Below are 19,452 nucleotides of genomic sequence, written 5' to 3' on the forward strand. Positions count from 1 at the left end.
CAACAACCCCACCTGAGTTTTGAGGAAGGCGTACGGCGGACATGGCGCAACAGCAGCAGGTCGACGAGCAGGTCGGTACGGAGTTCGTGGTGGACACGGAGGACTGCGAGGCGCGCGAGCTGGCACACCGCGAGCGCGGCACCGCCCGGCCCATCACGGTCGTCGGCAACCCGGTGCTGCACCGCGAGTGCCGGGACGTCACCGAGTTCGGCGACGAGCTGGCCTCCCTCATCGACGACATGTTCGCCAGCCAGAAGGCCGCCGAGGGCGTGGGCCTGGCCGCCAACCAGATCGGCGTCGACCTCAAGGTCTTCGTGTACGACTGCCCCGACGACGACGGCGTGCGCCACACCGGAGTCGTGGTCAACCCGGTCCTGGACGAGCTGCCCGCCGACCGCCGGGTCCTGGACGACTCCAACGAGGGCTGCCTCTCCGTCCCCACCGCCTACGCCGAGCTGGCCCGCCCCGACTACGCGGTCGTCCGCGGCCAGGACGCCCAGGGCAAGCCGATCGCCGTCGAGGGCACCGGCTACTTCGCCCGCTGCCTCCAGCACGAGACGGACCACCTCTACGGCCGCCTCTACATCGACCGCCTCTCCAAGCGCGAGCGCAAGGCCGCCCTCAAGCAGATGGAAGAGGGCACCCCGCGCTACGAGACGGTCCCCAACGACTAGTGCCCGGTCGTCCTCCCGGTGCCCGGCCCCTCGAAGGAGCGGCCGGGCACCGGCCGTTGTGCCCCGTTCACGGCCGGGGCCGCAGACCGGGCAGGACCTCCTGGACGAGGTCGGCGCTGCGGCGCACCGCGGGGCCCCGGCGCGCGGGTCCCTTCACGCGGCCCGCGCCGGGCCCCGGAAGGTCCGGCGGTACGCGTGCGGGGTCGTCCCCAGCGTCCGCAGGAAGTGGTGCCGCAGCCCGGCCGCCGTGCCGAAGCCCGTACGGCCGGCGACCACGTCGATCGTCTCGTCCGTCGCCTCCAGCAACTCCTGCGCCAGCAGCACCCGTTGCCGCAGCAGCCAGCGGTACGGAGTCGTCCCCGTCTCCTGCTGGAAGCGCCGGGCGAACGTACGCGGCGACATGTGGGCCCTCGCCGCCAGCTCCTCCACGGTGACCTCCCGTTCGAGGTTGCGCTCCATCCAGACCAGCACCTCGCCCACGGTGTCGCAGGGCCCGTGGGTGAGCGGGCGCTCGATGTACTGGGCCTGCCCGCCGTCCCGGTGCGGCGGCACGACCATCCGCCGGGCGATGGTGTTGGCCACCTCGGGCCCGTTCTCCTGCCGCACCAGGTGCAGGCAGGCGTCGATGCCCGAGGCCGTGCCCGCCGAGGTGATCACGCTGCCCTCGTCGACGTACAGCACGTCCGGCTCCAGCCGGGCCAGCGGGTGGCGCCGGGCCAGCTCGTCCACGTGCCGCCAGTGCGTGGTGCAGCGGCGGCCGTCGAGGAGTCCCGCCGCGCCCAGGACGAACGCGCCCGTGCACACGCTCAGCACCCGCGCCCCGCGTTCGACGCCCCGGCGCAGCGCGGCCAGCAGCTCCTCCGGGTAGGTGCGGGACGCGCAGTGCTGGTCGGCGGGGACGCAGATCAGGTCCGCCTCCTCCAGCCGGTCGAGTCCGTGGGCGACGTTGATGGTGAACGAGCCGGACCGGGTGGCCAGTTCGCTCCGGCGTACGGCGCAGACGGCGAAGTCGTAGACGGGCAGGCCCTGGTCGCTGCGGTCGATGCCGAAGACCTCGCAGACCACGCCGAGTTCGAAGGGGTTGACGCCGTCGACGAGGGCGACGGCCACGTTGTTCAGCATGTCCTCAGTGTGGCAGTAATTCGATGAATGGTGACAGTCCTGCCACTCATCAAAGCGGCCTCGCAGCAGCAGAGTTGAGGCATGAACACATTCCTGGACCTCCTGGCCGTGGCGTTCGTCGCCGTCCTCCTCGCACTTCCCTCGCTCATCGGGCACGCCCGGGACCTCACCGTCGACCGTCAGCTCCGCCGGGCGGCGGAGGCCCGCGCCGCCGAGGAGGTGAAGCGGCACGCCCGCACCGGGTTCGGGCGTGCCGCCTGAAACGCCGGGGCCGTCGGCCTGCTGGTTGAATGAGGGCACGGTGGACGGCGGGCGAGGGCGGGAGCGGACAGTGCGGGTGGTCATCGCCGAGGACTCGGTCATCCTCCGGGAAGGCATGGTGGAGCTGCTGACCGCGCGCGGCTGCGAGGTGGTCGCCACCGCGGGCGACGCGGACGGGCTGCTGTCCGCGGTGGCCGACCACCTTCCCGAGGTGGCCGTGGTCGACATCCGGATGCCCCCCACCCACACCGACGAGGGGATGCGCGCCGCCGTGCGACTGCGCTCCGAGCACCCGGGGCTGGGCGTCCTGGTCTTCTCCCAGCACGCCGACACCTCCTGGGCGGCCCGGCTGCTGGCGGGCGACCCGGCGGGCGTCGGCTACCTGCTGAAGGAGCGCGTCTCCGCCACCGCCGACTTCGTCGACGCGCTGCGCCGGGTCGCGGCCGGCGGGGTGGTGCTCGACCCGGTGATCGTCAGCCGGCTGCTGAACAACGGGACCCGGCCGCTCGACCGGCTGACCCCCCGGGAGCGGGAGGTGGTGGACCTGATGGCCCAGGGGCACTCGAACCGGTCCATCGCCGGGCTGCTCGTCATCTCGGAGCGGGCGGTGGAGAAGCACGTGGCCTCCGTGTTCACCAAGTTCGACCTGCCGGCGACCGACGCGGACAACCGCAGGGTGAAGGCCGTGGTGACGTACTTGCAGGAGGTCGGGCCCCGGGGGTAGGGCGGATATCCGAACCCCCGGGACGGGCGGTACCCCCGTGGTCCGCGCGGGCCGCGCAGCCAAGAATTGACCCATGCCGATCCGTACCGAAGTCCCCGACCGTCCCCCGCACGCACCGGGCCCGCCGGAGCCGAGTCCGCGTCCGGGGCTGCGGCTCCGTGCCGAGAACCTGCGCCGCTCGTACGGCCGTGGCCGCGACGCCGTCCACGCCCTGCGCGGCGTCGACGTCGTCTTCGCGGAGGGCAGCTTCACCGCGGTGATGGGCCCCTCCGGATCGGGCAAGTCCACCCTGCTGCAGTGCGTGGCGGGGATGGACCGGCAGACGTCCGGAACGGTCCACTGGGGGTCCACGGAGATCACCGGACTGTCCGAGCGGCGGCTGGCGCGACTGCGCCGGGCCGACGCGGGCTTCGTCTTCCAGGCGTACAACCTGCTGCCCGCCATGACGGTCGAGCAGAACGTGGCGCTGCCCGCCCGGCTCGCGGGCGAGCGGATCGACCGGGCGGCGGTGGCCGGGGCACTCGCGCAGGTGGGGCTCGCCGGGCGGGGCAAGGAGCGGCCGGGGCGGCTCTCCGGCGGCCAGCAGCAGCGGGTGGCGGTGGCCCGCGCCCTGTACGCCCGGCCGCGGGTCCTGTTCGCGGACGAGCCGACCGGCGCCCTGGACCGGGCGACCGGCCTGCAGGTGCTGGGGCTGCTGCGCACGGGCGTCGAGGAGCAGGGGCGTACGTGTGTGATGGTGACGCACGACCCCGTGGCGGCGAGTTTCGCCGACCGGGTGCTGTTCCTCTCCGACGGGGTGCTGGTCGAGGACCTGGTGCGGCCGTCCGCCGCCCGGATCGCGCGGCAGTTGGGAGGCCCGGCGTGCTGAGGTTCGCGCTCGGGGGGCTGCGGGCCGGGCCCGCCTCCTTCGCGGGGCCGGCCGTGGCGTTGCTGCTGACGGTCGCCGTGATCACCCTGTTCGGCTCGCTCGTCCTGACGGCGGCCGACGGAGGCGGTGACGAACGGCTGGCGATGATCGGCGGGGCGTTCGGCGAGATCGCGATGCTGATGGCGTTGTTCGTGGTGGCCAACACCCTGTCGTTCTCGGTACGGCAGCAGGCCCGGGAGATGGTGCTGCTGCGGACCAGCGGAGCGACGCCGGTGCAGGTCAAGCGGCTGGTCCGGTACGAGGTGCTGCTGCTGACCCTGCTCGTCTCGCCACCCGGGTGGCTGCTCGGCGGCTGGGGTGCGCGGTGGTTCCTGGCGGAGCTGGCCGCCCGGGACCTCGCTCCGGTGGACGCGGTCGTGCCGTGGTCGCCGTGGCCCCCGCTGGCCGGGACGGCGGTGACGCTGCTCGTCGGGGCCGGTGCGTCGAAGATCGCCGCCCGTCGGACGGTCGTCGACCGGCCCGCCGCGGCGATGGCGCGGACGGCCGGGGCGGACCGGCTGGGCCTGCTGCGCGGGCTCGCCGGGGTGCTCGCCCTCGGGGGGACCGTGCCCCTCCTGCTGCTCACGGCCCGCCAACCGGTGGAGAAGGCGGCGCAGTCGGCGCTGCTGGGCTCGCTGCTCTGCATGATCGTGGCCGGGCTGCTCGGCCCCGCGCTGGCGCGGCCCGCCGTGGCGCTGCTCGGTCTGCCGTTCCGGCTGGCGGGCGCCGGGCACCGGGGTGACGGCGGGGGCGCGCTCGCCGCGCAGAACCTCCGGGGGAACGCCCACCGGCTGTCGTCCGCGCTGATTCCGATCGCGCTGCTGGTCGGGCTCTCCACCACCTTCGCCGCCGTCACCGGCACCCTTCAGCAGGTCGCGCCGCCGGGAGCACAGGCCGAGAGCGACGTCTGGCTGCGCGGGGTGGAACTCGCCATGCTGGCCGGTTTCGGCGCGGTGGCCACGGTGAACACGCTCGTCTCGCTGACCGCCGCGAGGCGGCGCGAGTACGCCCTGCTCGCCCTGACCGGGGCGACGCGGCGGCAGCTCATGCGGATGCTCGGCAGTGAGGCGGTGCTGACCGCGGGGGCGGGGGTGCTGCTCGGGCTGCTGGTCGCGGCACCCATGAGCTGCGCGTTCGCGCTGGCCGCCACGGGCAGCGCGCTGCCGGTGGTGCCGCTCGGGTCATTCGGCCCCGTGGTGCTCGGGGCGGTGGCGCTGACCGTGCTGACCGTGCTGGTCACCGGGGCGCGGGCCACCTCGCGGCTGAACACCTCCGAGGCGGCGGCACAGTGACGGAACATCACCTCCGCGACGCGGACGGCGGAACTCCGGCCGACGCGCCCGGCGCCCCGCGCCGCCCGGCGCTCCGGGCCGCCGGATACCTCGCCGCCGCTCTGCCGCTCTCGCTCCTGGGCGCCGCCTACGTTCTGCTGGTCCTGTACGTCGGCGGCCTGCTGGCGCTCACCCTGGTCGGGCTGCCGCTGCTGGCGCTCGGGCTGCGGGGCGCGCGCCACCTGGTCCGGGTCCACCTGCGGCTGGTCCGGGTGCTGCTCGACGAGGTGATCGAGAGCCCCGCGCCCCCGCCCGCGGCCGACGGCACGATCGCCTGGGTGCGCGGCAGTCTGTCGGACGTCACCGCGTGGCGCGGCCTGCTCTATCTGCTGCTCAGACTGCCGCTCGACCTGCTCGGCCTCGTGGTGGCGCTCGGGCTGCCGCTGTTCGGCGTCTGGTCGGCGGTGTGGGCGGCGGCCGGCGGCCAGGAGTGGTGGGTCGTGGCCGCCGCGGTCCTGTTCGCGCTGGCCGTGCTGGTGCTCGCCCCTGTGGTGTTCCGCACGTGGGCGCGGCTGCACCGTTCGCTGGCTCGCGCCCTGCTCGGCCCCAGCGCCTCCCAACTGCGGGTGCGGACCCTGGAACGGGCGCGCGGCGCGGCCCTGGCCGAGAGCGACCGCGGCCTGCGCCAGGTCGAACGCGATCTGCACGACGGCACCCAGGCGCAGCTCGTCGCGCTCGCGATGACGCTGTCCCTGACCGCCGACGCGCTGTCCGACGACGTACGGGGGGCGACCGGCGACGCGCCCTGGGAGCGGCCCCGCACGCTCGTCGCCCGGGCCCGCGCCCAGACCGACGACGCGATCGCCGAACTGCGCCGCCTCATCGACGGGATCAGTCCCGCCGCGCTCGACCGCGGACTGCTGGACGCCCTGCCGCAGTTGACGGGCCGGGCCGGGGTGCCGGTGTCCCTGCGGGTGGACGTGGAGCAGCAGCCGGACCCGGCCGTCGAGCGCGTCGCGTACTTCTGCGTGGCGGAGCTGCTCACCAACGTCGCCAAGCACAGCGGAGCGACCCGGGCGTCGGTGGACGTCCGCGTCGTGGGCGAGGAGCGCAGGGGGAAGAAGCCCTGGGGGAAGAAGCCCAGGATCAGGAAGCCCAAGGGGATGAAGCTGCGGATCACCGTCCACGACGACGGCGTCGGAGGCGCCGGGCTCGGCAGGGGCAGCGGGCTGTCGGGGCTGCGGGAGCGGCTGGCGGCGGTGGACGGCACGCTCGGCGTCGACAGCCCGGCCTCCGGCACGACCTCCGTCGTGCTGGAGATGCCGCTCCACCTCTGACGGCTTCAGCTCTGGCAGCTCCGCCTCTGACGGCTTCACCTCGGCCAGTGGGGGAGCGGCACGGTGAGGACGCCCCGGAGCAGGGGGGATGCGGACACGCGACAGCCCTGTGCCGTCACGGCGCGGTCCCGCGTCCCCCCGCCCCGGGGTGCGGCCCTCGGCTAGAAGTCGTCGTCGAAGCCGACCGTGCCCTCGACGGCCACCTGGTACGCGGAGACCCGGCGCTCGAAGAAGTTCGTCAGCTCCTGGACGCCCTGGAGCTCCATGAAGGAGAACGGGTTGGACGACCCGTACACCTTCGGGAAGCCGAGGCGCTCCAGGCGCTGGTCGGCGACGCACTCCAGGTACTCGCGCATGGACTCCGTGTTCATGCCCGGCAGTCCCTCGCCGCACAGGTCGCGGCCGAACTGGAGCTCCGCGGCGACCGCTTCCTTCAGCATGTCGGTGACCTGCTGCTCCAGCTCGTCGTCGAAGAGGTCCGGCTCCTCCTTGCGGACGGTGTCCACGACCTCGAACGCGAAGTTCATGTGCATGGTCTCGTCCCGGAAGACCCAGTTCGTCCCGGTCGCGAGGCCGTGCAGCAGGCCCCGCGAGCGGAACCAGTAGACGTACGCGAAGGCGCCATAGAAGAACAGGCCCTCGATGCACGCCGCGAAGCAGATCAGGTTGAGCAGGAAGCGGCGGCGGTCGGCCTTCGTCTCCAGGCGGTCGATCTTCTCGACCGAGTCCATCCACTTGAAGCAGAACTGCGCCTTCTCGCGGATGGAGGGGATCTCCTCGACCGCGTCGAAGGCCGCGGCGCGGTCGTCCGGGTCGGGGAGGTAGGTGTCCAGGAGCGTCAAGTAGAACTGGACGTGCACGGCCTCCTCGAAGAGCTGGCGGGAGAGGTACAGCCGCGCCTCGGGGGAGTTGATGTGCTTGTACAGGGTCAGCACGAGGTTGTTGGAGACGATCGAGTCGCCCGTGGCGAAGAACGCGACCAGGCGGCCGATCATGTGCTGCTCGCCCGGCGTCAGCTTCGCGAGGTCCGCGACGTCCGAGTGGAGGTCGACCTCCTCGACGGTCCAGGTGTTCTTGATCGCGTCCCGGTAGCGCTCGTAGAAGTCCGGGTAGCGCATCGGGCGCAGCGTCAGCTCGAAGCCGGGGTCGAGCAGGTTCTTTTCGCTGTTGGTGCTCATTACTGGCAGGCCTCGCAGGACTCGGGGTTTTCCAGGGAGCAGGCGAGCGCCTCGGCGTCGGTCGTCTGCTGCACGGGGAGGGGGACGGGGGCGGCGGCAGCGGTCTGCGAGCCGGCGGCGCGGGCGATCCGGGTGGCGGGGCGCGAGCGCAGGTAGTACGTCGTCTTCAGGCCCTTCTTCCAGGCGTACGCGTACATCGAGCTGAGCTTGCCGATGGTGGGCGTCTCCAGGAAGAGGTTGAGCGACTGGGACTGGTCGAGGTACGGGGTGCGGGCGGCGGCCATGTCGATCAGGCCGCGCTGCGGGATCTCCCAGGCGGTGCGGTAGAGGTCGCGGACCTCCTGGGGGATCCAGTTGAAGCCCTGGACCGAGCCCGACGCGTCGCGCAGCGCCTCACGGGTCTGGGCGTCCCAGACGCCGAGCTCCTTGAGGTCGCGCACCAGGTACGAGTTGACCTGGAGGAACTCGCCGGAGAGGGTCTCGCGCTTGAAGAGGTTGGAGACCTGCGGCTCGATGCACTCGTAGACGCCCGCGATGGAGGCGATGGTGGCCGTCGGGGCGATGGCCAGCAGGAGCGAGTTGCGCATGCCGGTCTTCGCGACGCGGGCGCGCAGCGCCTCCCAGCGCTCCGGCCAGGTGACCTCGACGCCGTAGTGGTCGGGGTGCAGGACGCCGCGCGCGGTGCGGGTCTTCTCCCAGGCGGGGAGGGGTCCGCTGCGCTCGGCGAGGTCGCAGGACGCCTCGTACGCGGCGAGCATGATCCGCTCGGCGATGCGGGTGGAGAGCGCCGCCGCCTCCGGGGAGTCGAAGGGGAGCTTCAGCTTGAAGAAGACGTCCTGGAGGCCCATCGCGCCCAGGCCGACCGGCCGCCAACGGGAGTTGGAGTTGCCGGCCTGCTCGGTCGGGTAGAAGTTGATGTCCACCACGCGGTCCAGGAAGGTGACGGCGGTGTGGACCGTCCGGTCCAGGCGGTCCCAGTCGATCTCGCCGCTGTCCAGGACGAAGGCGCCCATGTTGACCGAGCCGAGGTTGCAGACGGCCGTCTCGCCGTCATCGGTGACTTCGAGGATCTCGGTGCACAGGTTGGAGGAGTGGACCGTGTGGCCCGGCTCCGCCGTCTGGTTGGCGGTGCGGTTGGAGGCGTCCTTGAAGGTCATCCAGCCGTTGCCGGTCTGCGCGAGGGTGCGCATCATGCGACCGTACAGCTCGCGGGCCGGCAGGGACTTCTTGGCCAGGCCCTGCGCCTCCGCCCTGCGGTAGGCGGCGTCGAAGTCGTCGCCCCACAGGTCCACCAGCTCGGGGACGTCGGCGGGGGAGAACAGCGACCACTGGCCGTCCTGGTCCACGCGGCGCATGAACTCGTCCGGGATCCAGTGGGCGAGGTTGAGGTTGTGGGTGCGGCGGGCGTCCTCGCCGGTGTTGTCGCGGAGCTCCAGGAACTCCTCGATGTCCGCGTGCCAGGTCTCCAGGTAGACGGCGGCCGCGCCCTTGCGGCGGCCGCCCTGGTTGACGGCCGCGACGGAGGCGTCGAGCGTCTTCAGGAACGGGACGATGCCGTTGGAGTGGCCGTTGGTGCCGCGGATCAGGGAGCCGCGGGCGCGGATGCGCGAGTACGACAGACCGATGCCGCCGGCGTGCTTGGACAGGCGCGCGACCTGGTGGTAGCGGTCGTAGATCGAGTCCAGCTCGTCCATCGGGGAGTCGAGGAGGTAGCAGGACGACATCTGCGGGTGGCGGGTGCCGGAGTTGAAGAGCGTCGGCGAGGACGGCAGGTAGTCCAGGCGGCTCATCAGCCGGTACAGCGAGGCGACCTCGGCGAGAGCCCGCTCGCTGTCGTCCGCCGCCAGGCCGGAGGCCACGCGCAGCATGAAGTGCTGCGGGGTCTCGATCACCTGACGGGTGATGGGGTGGCGCAGCAGGTAGCGGCTGTAGACCGTGCGCAGGCCGAAGTACTCGAAGCGGTCGTCGCCCTCGAGGTCGATCAGCTCGTCCAGCGCCGCCGCGTGCTTGGCGACGAACTCGGCCGTGCGGTCCGCGATGAGCCCTTCGCGGTGGCCGACGGCGACGGACCCGGAGAAGCAGCCCACCCCCTGGGAGGCGGCCTCGTCCCGGATCGTACGGGCGAGCAGGCGCGCGGCGAGGCGCGAGTAGGCGGGGTCCTCGGAGATGAGCCCTGCGGCGGCCTCGGTGGCCAGCTCCCGGAGCTCGGCGGCGTCCGAGCGCGCGTTGCGCCCCCGCAGGGCGGCGGCGGCGACCCGGCCGGGGTCGGTGTCGGTGAGGTCGGCGGTCAGGTCGGTCAGGGTGCGCAGCAGCGCGGTGCCGGGGGCGTCCTGACTGTCCTGACTCTGCTCGGCGGTGGCCGGGTCGACTGGCGCGATGGTCACGTGGGGGCTCTCCCTCGCTCGGCGCGGGGCCACGGGGCAAAGCGGGGGCGCGCGAGCAGGCGTCCGCCCCGGAAGAAGGGCGCACGTCGCCTGGCGTCCACCGGCTCATCCTCGAAGCCCGGACGTATCGGAATCCGGTTCGGTCGAGCCGGATCACACCGTCGGCAGGTCCTCGGACTTGGCGGTACGCAAATGCGTACATGACACACCGTTGCGGGACAGTTCCGGATTCTCACCGGATTCCCCTGCGGCGACAGCGAGGACGAGCATACATGTGGTGGGTCCCCGTTGGGGAACCCACCACATGTTGTGTCGCGCGCCGTTGCGCTTCCCCCGCTAAAGGGGGTACGGGCCCCATTTCACCGGGGTCCTGAGCCTCCGCGCGCACCGGGCTGGAGCGCCAGTGCGTACGTCAGCAGGCCCAGTCCGGGCACCGGTTGCCAGTCCCGCTCGGGCGTCCGTACGAAGCCGAGGCGCTCGTAGATCCGGTGTGCCCCCAGCATCGTCGGCTGGGTCGACATCACCAGCCGGACGACCCCTTCCTCGGCCCGTGCGCGGGCGACACAGGCCCGCACGAGGCTCTCGCCCGCCCCGCGCCCCCGGGCCGCCCGTGCGACCGCGAGCATGCGGAACTCGGCTTCGCCGGGGACGCCGATGTCCTGGAGCGGGCTGCCCTGGGGAGCATAGGTGACGGTGCCCAGGAGGGTGTCGTCGGCGTCCACGGCGACCAGGAGGTCGGCCTTCGCGGCGCGGGAGGCGGCGTCGCGCAGGGTGGTCGCGTAGGTGTTGTCCTCGCCGCCGTCGAGGAGGCCGTCGTCGAGGTAGGCGCGGGCGGTGATCTCGCCCACGGCCGGGTATTCGGGGGGTTCCGCGATGCGGATGCGCATGTCCATGCCGGGCAGTGTGCAACGGCGGGGGCCCGGCGTCCCACCCCGTGTCGAGGGGCGGGACACCGGGCCGTACCGCGGTCGCTCCGACCGGTTCAGCAGCAGCGGAAGCCGTCGCGGGGGTCGCCCTCGCGGGCGTCGGTGCGGCTGCGCTCGAAGGCGCGGCGGGTCATGACCGCGGCGTCCGGGTCGTGCGCGCGGGCGTGGGCGACGTAGTGGTCGTACGCCGCCTCGCCGGTCACCTCGCGGACGTACCAGCGCAGCCGGGACAGCCAGTGCCGCAGCCCTGCCGTGCGCACCGCGCCCGTGGTCATACCGTGCTCTCCTCCTTGCGCGGGCGGCCGTCCGGGCCCAGGCCCGCGGCGGCCAGCTCGGCCTTCTCCTCCTTGGTGGCGAACAGGGAGGCCGGGGCGACGAGCTTCGACTCGACGTACGGGGTCTCGCTGAGCTCGACCCCGGCCGGGTTGCGGACCGCCTTCAGGCAGGCGCGGCAGGCCTCGAAGAGGACGACCAGGATCAGCACCGCGAACAGGACGGACAGGACGCCGTCGACCGTGGAGTTGGTGACGATGGTCTCCATCTGCTCGCGGTTCTTGGCGAGTCCGACCTTGTCGAGGCCCTTGTCGAGGGCGCTCTGGTAGACGTCGCGCTGGGCGAAGAAGCCCACCTTGGGGTCGGCGGAGAAGATCTTCTGCCAGCTCGCGGTGAGCGTGACCGCGACGTCCCACAGCAGCGGAGCGGCCGTCACCCAGGCGTACTTGAGACGCCCGGACTTGATGAGGAGGGTGGTGCAGACGGCGAGCGCCACGGCCGCCAGGAGCTGGTTGGCGATGCCGAACAGCGGGAAGAGCTGGTTGATGCCGCCGAGCGGGTCGTGCACGCCGACCCACAGGAAGTAGCCCCAGGCCAGGACGACGATCGCGCTGGCGATCCAGACGCCGGGCTTCCAGCTGACGTTCTTGAACGGCTTGTAGACGTTGCCCAGCATGTCCTGGAGCATGAAGCGGCCGACCCGGGTGCCCGCGTCCAGCGTCGTCAGGATGAACAGCGCCTCGAACATGATGGCGAAGTGGTACCAGAAGGCCTTCATCGCGGCCCCGCCGAAGGCCGCCGAGAAGATCTCGGACAGGCCCAGCGCGAAGGTCGGCGCACCGCCCGTGCGGTGCAGCAGGCTGGCCTCCTCGACGTCCTTGGCGGCCTGCGCCAACTGCTCGGGGGTGATGGTGAAGCCGAGGTTCCCGACCGCCTGCGAGGCCGCCTGGACGGTGTCGCCGACCACGCCCGCGGGCGCGTTGACGGCGAAGTAGAGGCCCGGGTCGATGATGCAGGCGGCGATCAGCGCCATGATCGCGACGAACGACTCGATCAGCATGGAGCCGTAGCCGATCGTGCGGATCTGGGTCTCCTTCTGGATCATCTTCGGGGTGGTGCCCGAGGAGATGAGGGAGTGGAACCCGGAGAGCGCGCCGCACGCGATGGTGATGAACACGAAGGGGAAGAGCGAGCCCGCGAAGACCGGACCGGTCCCGCTGGTCGCGAACTGCGTGATGCCGTCCATCTTCAGCGTCGGCAGCGCGATCAGCACGCCCACCGCGAGCAGCGCGATCGTGCCGACCTTCATGAACGTCGACAGGTAGTCGCGCGGCGCGAGCAGCAGCCACACCGGGAGCACCGAGGCGAGGAACCCGTAGACCACCATCCAGATGACCAGCGTGCCCGGCTCCAGCGTGAAGGTCTCCGCCCAGGAGGACTCGGCGACCCAGCCGCCCGCGACGATCGCGAGCAGCAGCAGCGCGACGCCGATCAACGACACCTCGGTGACCCGGCCGGGCCGCAGGATGCGCAGGTAGACGCCCATGAAGAGGGCGATCGGGATGGTCATGCCGATGGAGAAGACGCCCCAGGGGGACTCCGCCAGCGCGTTCACGATGATCAGTGCGAGCACCGCGAGCAGGATGATCATGATGGCGAACACGGCGATCAGCGCCGCCGCGCCGCCGACCGGGCCGATCTCGTCCCGGGCGATCTGGCCGAGCGAACGGCCGTTGCGACGCGTCGAGAAGAACAGCGTCACCATGTCCTGCACCGCGCCCGCGAAGATCACGCCCGCGACGATCCAGATGGTGCCCGGCAGGTACCCCATCTGGGCCGCCAGCACCGGCCCGACCAGCGGGCCCGCGCCCGCGATGGCCGCGAAGTGGTGGCCGAAGAGCACCCGGCGGTCGGTGGGGTGGAAGTCCACGCCGTCGTCGTTGAGTTCGGCCGGGGTGGCGCGGGTCTTGTCGACCTTCAGTACGCGGTGGGCGATGAACTTGGAGTAGAAGCGGTAGGCGATGGCGTACGAGCCGAGGGCCGCGGCCAGCATCCACACGGCCGAGACGTCCTCGCCGCGGGAGAGCGCGAGCACCGCCCAGCCCGCCGCGCCGGCGATCGCGACCAGGGTCCAGATCGCCACGGACTTGGGCGACAGCTTCCGCCGGGCGGGGCCCGGGGGCGACCCGGCCTGCTCGGTCTCGGCTGTCGGTCTCGGCTCTGCCATGGCGATCCGTCCCCTCGCGCGATCTTCACTGTCACAACGTGCGCGAAATCTAGGGGCTGCGACCGGGCCGCGTAACCCCCTGTCCGCATATCGGTACGGACACGGCCCGACCACCGCAGGTCAGCGGGGGTACCACTGTCGACCGGCGGCCCCCGGGGGCGACGGGCGTCCGGCCGTCAGTCGTTCGGGCGCCGCAGGCGGGCCACGAACTTGTAGCGGTCGCCGCGGTAGACCGAGCGGACCCACTCCACCGGCTCGCCGTCCTTGTCGAGCGAGTGGCGCGACAGCATCAGCATCGGCAGCCCGACGTCCGTGCCGAGCAGCCCCGCCTCGCGGGGGGTGGCGAGGGAGGTCTCGATGGTCTCCTCGGCCTCGGAGAGGCGTACGTCGTAGACCTCGGCGAGCGCGGTGTAGAGCGAGGTGTACTTCACCAGTGACCGCCGCAGGGCCGGAAACCGCTTGGCGGACAGGTGGGTCGTCTCGATCGCCATCGGCTCGCCGCTGGCCAGGCGGAGGCGTTCGATGCGCAGGACGCGGCCGCCGGCGGTGATGTCCAGCAGTCCGGCGAGGGTGTCGTCGGCCGTGACGTACCCGATGTCCAGGAGCTGGGAGGTGGGTTCGAGGCCCTGGGCCCTCATGTCCTCGGTGTACGAGGTGAGTTGGAGGGACTGCGAGACCTTCGGCTTGGCGACGAAGGTGCCCTTGCCCTGGATGCGCTCCAGGCGCCCCTCGACCACCAGCTCCTGGAGGGCCTGGCGGACGGTGGTGCGCGAGGTGTCGAACTCGGCGGCCAGCGTCCGCTCCGGCGGCACCGGGGTGCCCGGGGGGAGGGTCTCGGTCATGTCGAGCAGATGCCGCTTGAGGCGGTAGTACTTCGGGACGCGGGCGGTGCGGGCGGGCGCCGCCGGCTCGGTGACCGTGCCCCCCGTGCTGGTCTCCGTGCGTCCCCCGTCGGTGATCATGGTCCGCCCTTCCGGCTCCTGCGCTGCTGCCGTCACCGGCTCCTCCGTCTGTCGCGGCTCACATGGATGGTGGCACGGTCCGCCGCGCGGGGCTCGGGCTCCGCGCGATTCCTTCTTATACACCGCGACGCGTGGGAACGCCGTGGACACAGGGGCTGTTGTACGGTCCCGCGCGGGGCGAGGTGTCGGTCCGATAACGGACCCGACGAGTGGTCTGACACACCCTTGACACCCCAAAAGGTCTAGGCCAAGCTCCAGCTACTGGTCTAAACCATTAAAGACCAGGTCCCAGTCCCACAGGCCGTACTTCGTGCGTTGTCCTCGCGGTGGGCAGGGGGTTGCAGGCATCCCTGAGCAGGAGAGTGGCGTAATGAAGCGCAAGCTCATCGCGGCGATTGGCGTCGCCGGCATGTTGGTCAGCGTTGCGGCGTGTGGCGGCTCGGACACCAAGGACGGCGGCAAGAAGGCCGGTGCCGACGGGTTCAAGGGCGAGACGCTCACCGTCTGGGCCATGGACGGCTCGACCCCGCCGAACTGGACCAAGGACCTCACCGCCGAGTTCGAGAAGAAGACCGGCGCGAAGCTCAAGTTCGAGGTCCAGAAGTGGGAGGGCATCCAGCAGAAGCTGACGACCGCCCTGTCCGAGGAGAACCCCCCCGACGTCTTCGAGATCGGCAACACGCAGACCGCCGCGTACGCCAAGACCGGCGGTCTCGCGGAGCTGGACGACCTGAAGAAGGAGATCGGCGCGGACTGGGCCGAGAACTTCAACAAGGCCTCGGTCGTCGACGGCAAGCAGTTCGCCGCCCCGTGGTGGTTCGCCAACCGCGTCGTGGTCTACAACAAGTCGGTCTTCAAGGAGGCCGGTGTCACCGAGGTCCCCAAGACCCGTGACGACTTCTTCAAGGCGCTCGACAAGATCAAGGCCAAGGGCGCGGCCGAGCCGCTCTACCTGCCCGGCCAGAACTGGTACTTCTTCGACGGCCTCACCATCGGCAAGGGTGCGGACCTGATCAAGAAGGACGGCGACAAGTGGGTCTCCAACCTCGCCGACCCGAAGATCGGCGAGGCCGCCGAGCTGTACAAGAAGTACCAGTCCTACTCCAAGGCCCCCAAGGACAAGGACGAGGCGACCCCGCAGCAGGCCGACGTCTTCGCCAAGGGCAAGACCGGCGCCTTCATCGGCATGGGCTGGGAGGCCGGCACCGCCATCAAGGCCAACCCGGCCATCGAGAAGGAGATCGGCTACTTCACCATCCCCGGTGAGACCGCCGACAAGCCCGAGGGCGTCTTCCTCGGCGGCTCCAACTTCGCCGTCGCCGCCGGCAGCAAGAAGCAGGAGCTCGCCAAGGAGTTCCTGAAGCTCGCGCTGTCCGACAAGTTCGAGGGCGCGCTCGCCAAGGAGTCCGGCGTCATCCCGAACAAGGAGTCGCTCAACTCCAACCTGACCGGCAACCCGGTCGCCGAGGCCGCCGCGCCGTCCGCCAAGTTCGGTGGCACCACGCCGCTGATCCCGGAGTGGGCCGCGGTCGAGAACAACCCGAACCCGATCAAGACCTACCTGACGGCGGTCCTGAACGGCAAGACCCCGGCGGAAGCCGCCAAGCAGGTCGAGCCCGAGCTCAACAAGCGCCTCGCGCAGAAGCAGTAACCCTCCTGCCGGGTTCCGGCCCCCTCCGCGGCACCGAGGGGGCCGGAACCCGGCAGTCAGCCGTGTGTCTCCCCGCCCGGCTGTGTCCCGCAGTGCCCTCACTGCGTCCTGCAGTGCGCCTAGGAAGAGATGGCGAGCATGACCGTGCAGACCGAACGACCGCCCTCCGGTCCGACGGAGATCCTCAAGGGGGCCGGGTCCGAGCCGGCCGATCCGGGCAGGAAGCCCCGCAGAGCGGGATCGCTCACCCCTTATCTGCTGCTGTTGCCCCCGGTGGCAGCCGTCCTGGTCTTCCTGGGCTGGCCCCTGGTCAAGAACGTCCTCATCTCGTTCCAGAACCTCAACATGAGGCAGCTGATCCAGCACCTCACCGAGTGGAACGGCACCGACAACTACGGTGACGTCCTCAGCAGTGAGGAGTTCTGGAACGTCACGGGGCGCTCGATCGCCTTCACGGCCGCCAACGTCGTGCTGATCATGGTGATCGGCACCCTGGTGGGCCTGCTGCTGGTTCGCCTCGGCAAGCGCATGCGGGTCGTCCTGATGATCGGCCTGGTACTCGCCTGGGCGATGCCCGTCGTCGCCGCGACCACCGTCTACCAGTGGCTGTTCGCCCAGCGCTTCGGCGTCGTCAACTGGGTGCTGGACGCACTCGGCTTCCACTCGATGGCTGATTACAACTGGACCGGCAGCCAGCTCTCCACGTTCTTCGTGATCATGGTTCTGATCGTCTGGCAGTCGATCCCCTTCGTGGCGCTCAACCTGTACGCCGCGAGCACGACCATCCCCAAGGAGCTGTACGAGGCCGCCGCGCTGGACGGCGCCGGCGCCTGGAAGAGCTTCACCCAGGTCACCCTGCCGTTCCTGAAGCCCTTCCTCTTCGCGACGACGTTCCTGGAGATCATCTGGGTCTTCAAGGCGTTCGTCCAGGTGTACGCGATCAACGCGGGCGGCCCGGACCGGCTCACCGAGATCCTGCCGGTCTACGCCTACATCGAGGGCATGGGCAACCAGCACTTCGGCATGGGCTCGGCGATCTCCGTCCTGACCATCCTGATCCTGCTGCTGCTCACCGCGTACTACCTGCGGATCGTTCTTAAGCAAGAGGAGGACGAGCGATGAAGCGCTCCCTGCCCGGCCGCATCTGGCCCAACGCGACGGCGGTCCTGCTCGTCATCGGCCTCGTCTTCCCCGTCTACTGGATGTTCGCGACGGCCTTCAAGAAGACGCCGGACATCGTCTCCGAGACGCCCGTCTGGTTCCCGACGGACATCACCTTCGAGCACTTCAAGACCGCGATCGACGCCGAGAACTTCGGCACCATGGTGCGCAACTCGCTCACCGTCACGATCCTCGCGGTCGTCTTCTCCCTGATCCTCGCCCTGGCCGGCTCCTTCGCCCTCGCCCGGATGCGGTTCAAGGGGCGGCGCGGCTTCATCATCGGCTTCATGGTGGCGCAGATGGCGCCCTGGGAAGTCATGGTCATCGCGATCTACTTCATCGTGCGCGACGCCGACATGCTCAACAGCCTGATCCCGCTGACCGCCTTCTACATGGTCATGGTGCTGCCCTTCACCCTCCTCACGCTGCGCGGCTTCGTCGCCGCCGTGCCCAAGGAGCTGGAGGAGTCCGCGATGGTCGACGGCTGCACCCGCCGCCAGGCCTTCGTCAAGGTGATCCTGCCGCTGCTGGCCCCCGGCCTGATGTCGACCTCGCTGTTCGGATTCATCACCGCCTGGAACGAAGTCCCCATGGTGCTCGTCCTGAACAAGCAGGCCGAGTTCCAGACCCTGCCGCTGTGGCTGACCCAGTTCCAGACCCAGTTCGGCGACGACTGGGGTGCCACGATGGCGGCGTCCTCGCTCTTCGCGATCCCGATCCTGATCCTCTTCGTCTTCCTCCAGCGCAAGGCGGTCAGTGGTCTGACCGACGGCGCGGTGAAGGGATAAGCACCCATGACGACGCTCATCACCCGCACGGACACCGTCACCCGGGACGCCCTCGCCGTCCTCCAGCCCGGTTTCACCGGCACCTCCGCCCCCGACTGGCTGCTGCGCAGCGTCGGTGAGGGGCTGTCGTCCGTCGGCCTGTTCGGGCGCAACATCGCCTCCCCCGAGCAGCTCGCGGCCCTCACCGCCCAGTTGCGCGCCGAGCGCGAGGACGTGCTGGTCGCCATCGACGAGGAGGGCGGCGACGTCACCCGCCTCGAAGTGCGCGGCGGCTCCTCCTTCCCCGGCAACCTCGCCCTCGGCGCCGTCGACGACGTGGACCTGACACGTGACGTCGCCCGCGAGCTGGGCCGACGCCTGGCCGAGTGCGGGGTGAACCTCAACTGGGCGCCGTCGGCCGACGTCAACTCCGACCCGGGCAACCCGGTCATCGGCGTACGGTCCTTCGGCGCGGACCCGGCGCTCGTCGCCCGGCACACGGCCGCGTACGTCGAGGGCCTCCAGGCCGCCGGGGTCGCCGCCTGCACCAAGCACTTCCCGGGGCACGGCGACACCAATGTCGACTCGCACCACGACATGCCCCGCATCGATGTGGACCTCGCCACACTGCACGCCCGTGAGCTGGTGCCTTTCCGGGCCGCGATCGCCGCCGGTTCCAAATCGGTCATGAGTGCGCATATTCTTCTCCCTGCGCTCGACCCCACCCGTCCCGCGACTCTCAGCCCGCAGATCCTGACCGGTCTGCTCCGGGAGGAGCTGGGCTACCAGGGGCTGATCATCACGGACGGCATGGAGATGCGGGCCATCTCCGCGACGTACGGAATCGAGCGCGGCTCCGTCCTGGCGATCGCCGCGGGCGCCGACGCGATCTGCGTCGGCGGCGGCCTCGCCGACGAGGAGACCGTGCTGCGCCTGCGCGACGCGCTGGTGGCGGCGGTCCGCTCCGGTGAACTGCCGGAGGAGCGGCTGGCCGACGCGGCGGCGAGGGTGCGTTCCCTCGCCTCGTGGACGTCGGCGGCCCGCGAGGCTTCGGGGCCGGGCGCGGAAGTGCAGGAGGGGACCGCGCCCGGCAACGAGACCATCGGCCTGGTCGCCGCCCGCCGTGCCGTCACCGTCACCCGCGCGCCGGGCGCCACTCCTGTCATGTCCGCCCCGTACGTCGCCGCCTTCACCCCGGTCGCGAACATCGCGGTGGGCGACGAGACCCCGTGGGGCGTCGCCGCCGACCTGGCGCGCCTGCTCCCGGGCACCGCGACCGGCACGTTCACGGCGGAGACGGGCACGGCGGAGGCCGTGGTGACGGCCGCGGGCGGCCGCCGGATCGTCGCGGTGGTACGGGACGAACACCGTCACCCGTGGATGGCGGCCGCCCTGGACGCGCTCCTCGCGGCCCGCCCGGACACGGTCGTGGTCGAGATGGGCGTACCCCAGGCGACCCCGCGCGGCGCGCTGCACGTGGCGACGCACGGCGCGGCCCGGGTCTGCGGCGCGGCGGCGGCGGAGGCCGTCACCGGCCGCTGAGCCCTCCCGCACCGGAAGACCCGTACCCGGAGGGCGCGGAGAGCCGTGTCCGGAGCACCCGGAAGGCCGGGCCCCACCGCGGGGG

The 19,452-nt window shown here is 71.3% G+C and carries 17 protein-coding genes and 1 riboswitch; of the genes, 10 read left to right on the plus strand and 7 right to left on the minus strand.

Annotated elements, in window-relative coordinates:
* The first annotated feature begins 41 nt into the window (after positions 1-41).
* Entirely contained in the window at positions 42-674 is a 633-nt protein-coding gene (def, locus tag ACZ56L_RS21675) for a peptide deformylase (protein ID WP_471065662.1), read from the plus strand.
* A gap of 153 nt (positions 675-827) precedes the next feature.
* Here def and ACZ56L_RS21680 read toward each other — a convergent pair whose 3' ends face one another.
* Entirely contained in the window at positions 828-1,796 is a 969-nt protein-coding gene (locus ACZ56L_RS21680) for a helix-turn-helix domain-containing protein (protein WP_345228512.1), read from the minus strand.
* Positions 1,797-1,877: 81 nt separating this feature from the next.
* Between ACZ56L_RS21680 and ACZ56L_RS21685 the strand changes: the two genes are divergently transcribed.
* The 5 genes from ACZ56L_RS21685 (at position 1,878) to ACZ56L_RS21705 (ending at position 6,296) form a co-directional block, all read left to right on the plus strand.
* Complete coding sequence (locus ACZ56L_RS21685; protein WP_345228511.1) at positions 1,878-2,057, plus strand: hypothetical protein; 180 nt, start codon at positions 1,878-1,880, stop codon at positions 2,055-2,057.
* A 40-nt stretch (positions 2,058-2,097) separates the two neighbouring features.
* Positions 2,098-2,781, plus strand: a complete 684-nt coding sequence (locus ACZ56L_RS21690) for a response regulator transcription factor (protein WP_471065664.1) — start codon at positions 2,098-2,100, stop codon at positions 2,779-2,781.
* A gap of 73 nt (positions 2,782-2,854) precedes the next feature.
* Positions 2,855-3,649, plus strand: a complete 795-nt coding sequence (locus ACZ56L_RS21695; protein ID WP_401756101.1) for an ABC transporter ATP-binding protein — start codon at positions 2,855-2,857, stop codon at positions 3,647-3,649.
* The gene (locus ACZ56L_RS21700; protein ID WP_471065666.1) at positions 3,643-4,980 is read left to right on the plus strand and encodes an FtsX-like permease family protein; all 1,338 of its coding nucleotides are present in this window, start codon (positions 3,643-3,645) and stop codon (positions 4,978-4,980) included. Before ACZ56L_RS21695 ends, ACZ56L_RS21700 begins: the two co-directional genes overlap by 7 nt.
* A complete protein-coding gene (locus ACZ56L_RS21705; protein ID WP_471065668.1) occupies positions 4,977-6,296 on the plus strand; it encodes a sensor histidine kinase in 1,320 nt (439 codons plus the stop codon). Before ACZ56L_RS21700 ends, ACZ56L_RS21705 begins: the two co-directional genes overlap by 4 nt.
* Positions 6,297-6,457: 161 nt before the next feature.
* Here the strand turns inward: ACZ56L_RS21705 and ACZ56L_RS21710 are convergent, their stop codons facing one another.
* The 6 genes from ACZ56L_RS21710 to ACZ56L_RS21735 all read right to left on the minus strand — a co-directional run bounded on the left by ACZ56L_RS21710 (position 6,458) and on the right by ACZ56L_RS21735 (position 14,246).
* Positions 6,458-7,474, minus strand: a complete 1,017-nt coding sequence (locus tag ACZ56L_RS21710) for a ribonucleotide-diphosphate reductase subunit beta (protein WP_401756092.1) — start codon at positions 7,472-7,474, stop codon at positions 6,458-6,460.
* Positions 7,474-9,858 carry a ribonucleoside-diphosphate reductase subunit alpha gene (locus tag ACZ56L_RS21715; protein WP_345228506.1) on the minus strand — a complete coding sequence of 795 codons (2,385 nt, stop codon included), beginning with the start codon at positions 9,856-9,858 and terminating at the stop codon, positions 7,474-7,476. Before ACZ56L_RS21715 ends, ACZ56L_RS21710 begins: the two co-directional genes overlap by 1 nt.
* Positions 9,859-10,004: 146 nt before the next feature.
* Positions 10,005-10,128: riboswitch (cobalamin riboswitch) on the minus strand.
* A gap of 89 nt (positions 10,129-10,217) precedes the next feature.
* Positions 10,218-10,751: a GNAT family N-acetyltransferase gene (locus ACZ56L_RS21720; protein ID WP_468691468.1), complete on the minus strand. Its 534-nt coding sequence runs from the start codon at positions 10,749-10,751 to the stop codon at positions 10,218-10,220.
* A gap of 89 nt (positions 10,752-10,840) precedes the next feature.
* The gene (locus ACZ56L_RS21725) at positions 10,841-11,059 is read right to left on the minus strand and encodes a YbdD/YjiX family protein (RefSeq protein WP_345228504.1); all 219 of its coding nucleotides are present in this window, start codon (positions 11,057-11,059) and stop codon (positions 10,841-10,843) included.
* Positions 11,056-13,284 carry a carbon starvation CstA family protein gene (locus tag ACZ56L_RS21730; protein ID WP_471065671.1) on the minus strand — a complete coding sequence of 743 codons (2,229 nt, stop codon included), beginning with the start codon at positions 13,282-13,284 and terminating at the stop codon, positions 11,056-11,058. Before ACZ56L_RS21730 ends, ACZ56L_RS21725 begins: the two co-directional genes overlap by 4 nt.
* Positions 13,285-13,460: 176 nt before the next feature.
* Complete coding sequence (locus ACZ56L_RS21735) at positions 13,461-14,246, minus strand: GntR family transcriptional regulator (RefSeq protein ID WP_345229152.1); 786 nt, start codon at positions 14,244-14,246, stop codon at positions 13,461-13,463.
* Positions 14,247-14,616: 370 nt separating this feature from the next.
* Here ACZ56L_RS21735 and ACZ56L_RS21740 point away from each other — a divergent pair, with 370 nt between their 5' ends.
* From ACZ56L_RS21740 to ACZ56L_RS21755, 4 genes are all read left to right on the plus strand, one after another.
* On the plus strand, positions 14,617-15,897 hold the full coding sequence (locus tag ACZ56L_RS21740) for an extracellular solute-binding protein (protein ID WP_345228502.1): 1,281 nt from the start codon (positions 14,617-14,619) through the stop codon (positions 15,895-15,897).
* A gap of 138 nt (positions 15,898-16,035) precedes the next feature.
* The gene (locus tag ACZ56L_RS21745; protein ID WP_345228501.1) at positions 16,036-17,019 is read left to right on the plus strand and encodes a carbohydrate ABC transporter permease; all 984 of its coding nucleotides are present in this window, start codon (positions 16,036-16,038) and stop codon (positions 17,017-17,019) included.
* A complete protein-coding gene (locus ACZ56L_RS21750; RefSeq protein WP_401756079.1) occupies positions 17,016-17,846 on the plus strand; it encodes a carbohydrate ABC transporter permease in 831 nt (276 codons plus the stop codon). The genes ACZ56L_RS21745 and ACZ56L_RS21750 overlap by 4 nt, the downstream gene beginning before the upstream one ends.
* Positions 17,847-17,852: 6 nt before the next feature.
* Complete coding sequence (locus ACZ56L_RS21755; RefSeq protein WP_401756076.1) at positions 17,853-19,367, plus strand: glycoside hydrolase family 3 protein; 1,515 nt, start codon at positions 17,853-17,855, stop codon at positions 19,365-19,367.
* Positions 19,368-19,452: the final 85 nt, after the last annotated feature.

This window comes from Streptomyces sp. NPDC039736 (assembly GCF_055596485.1).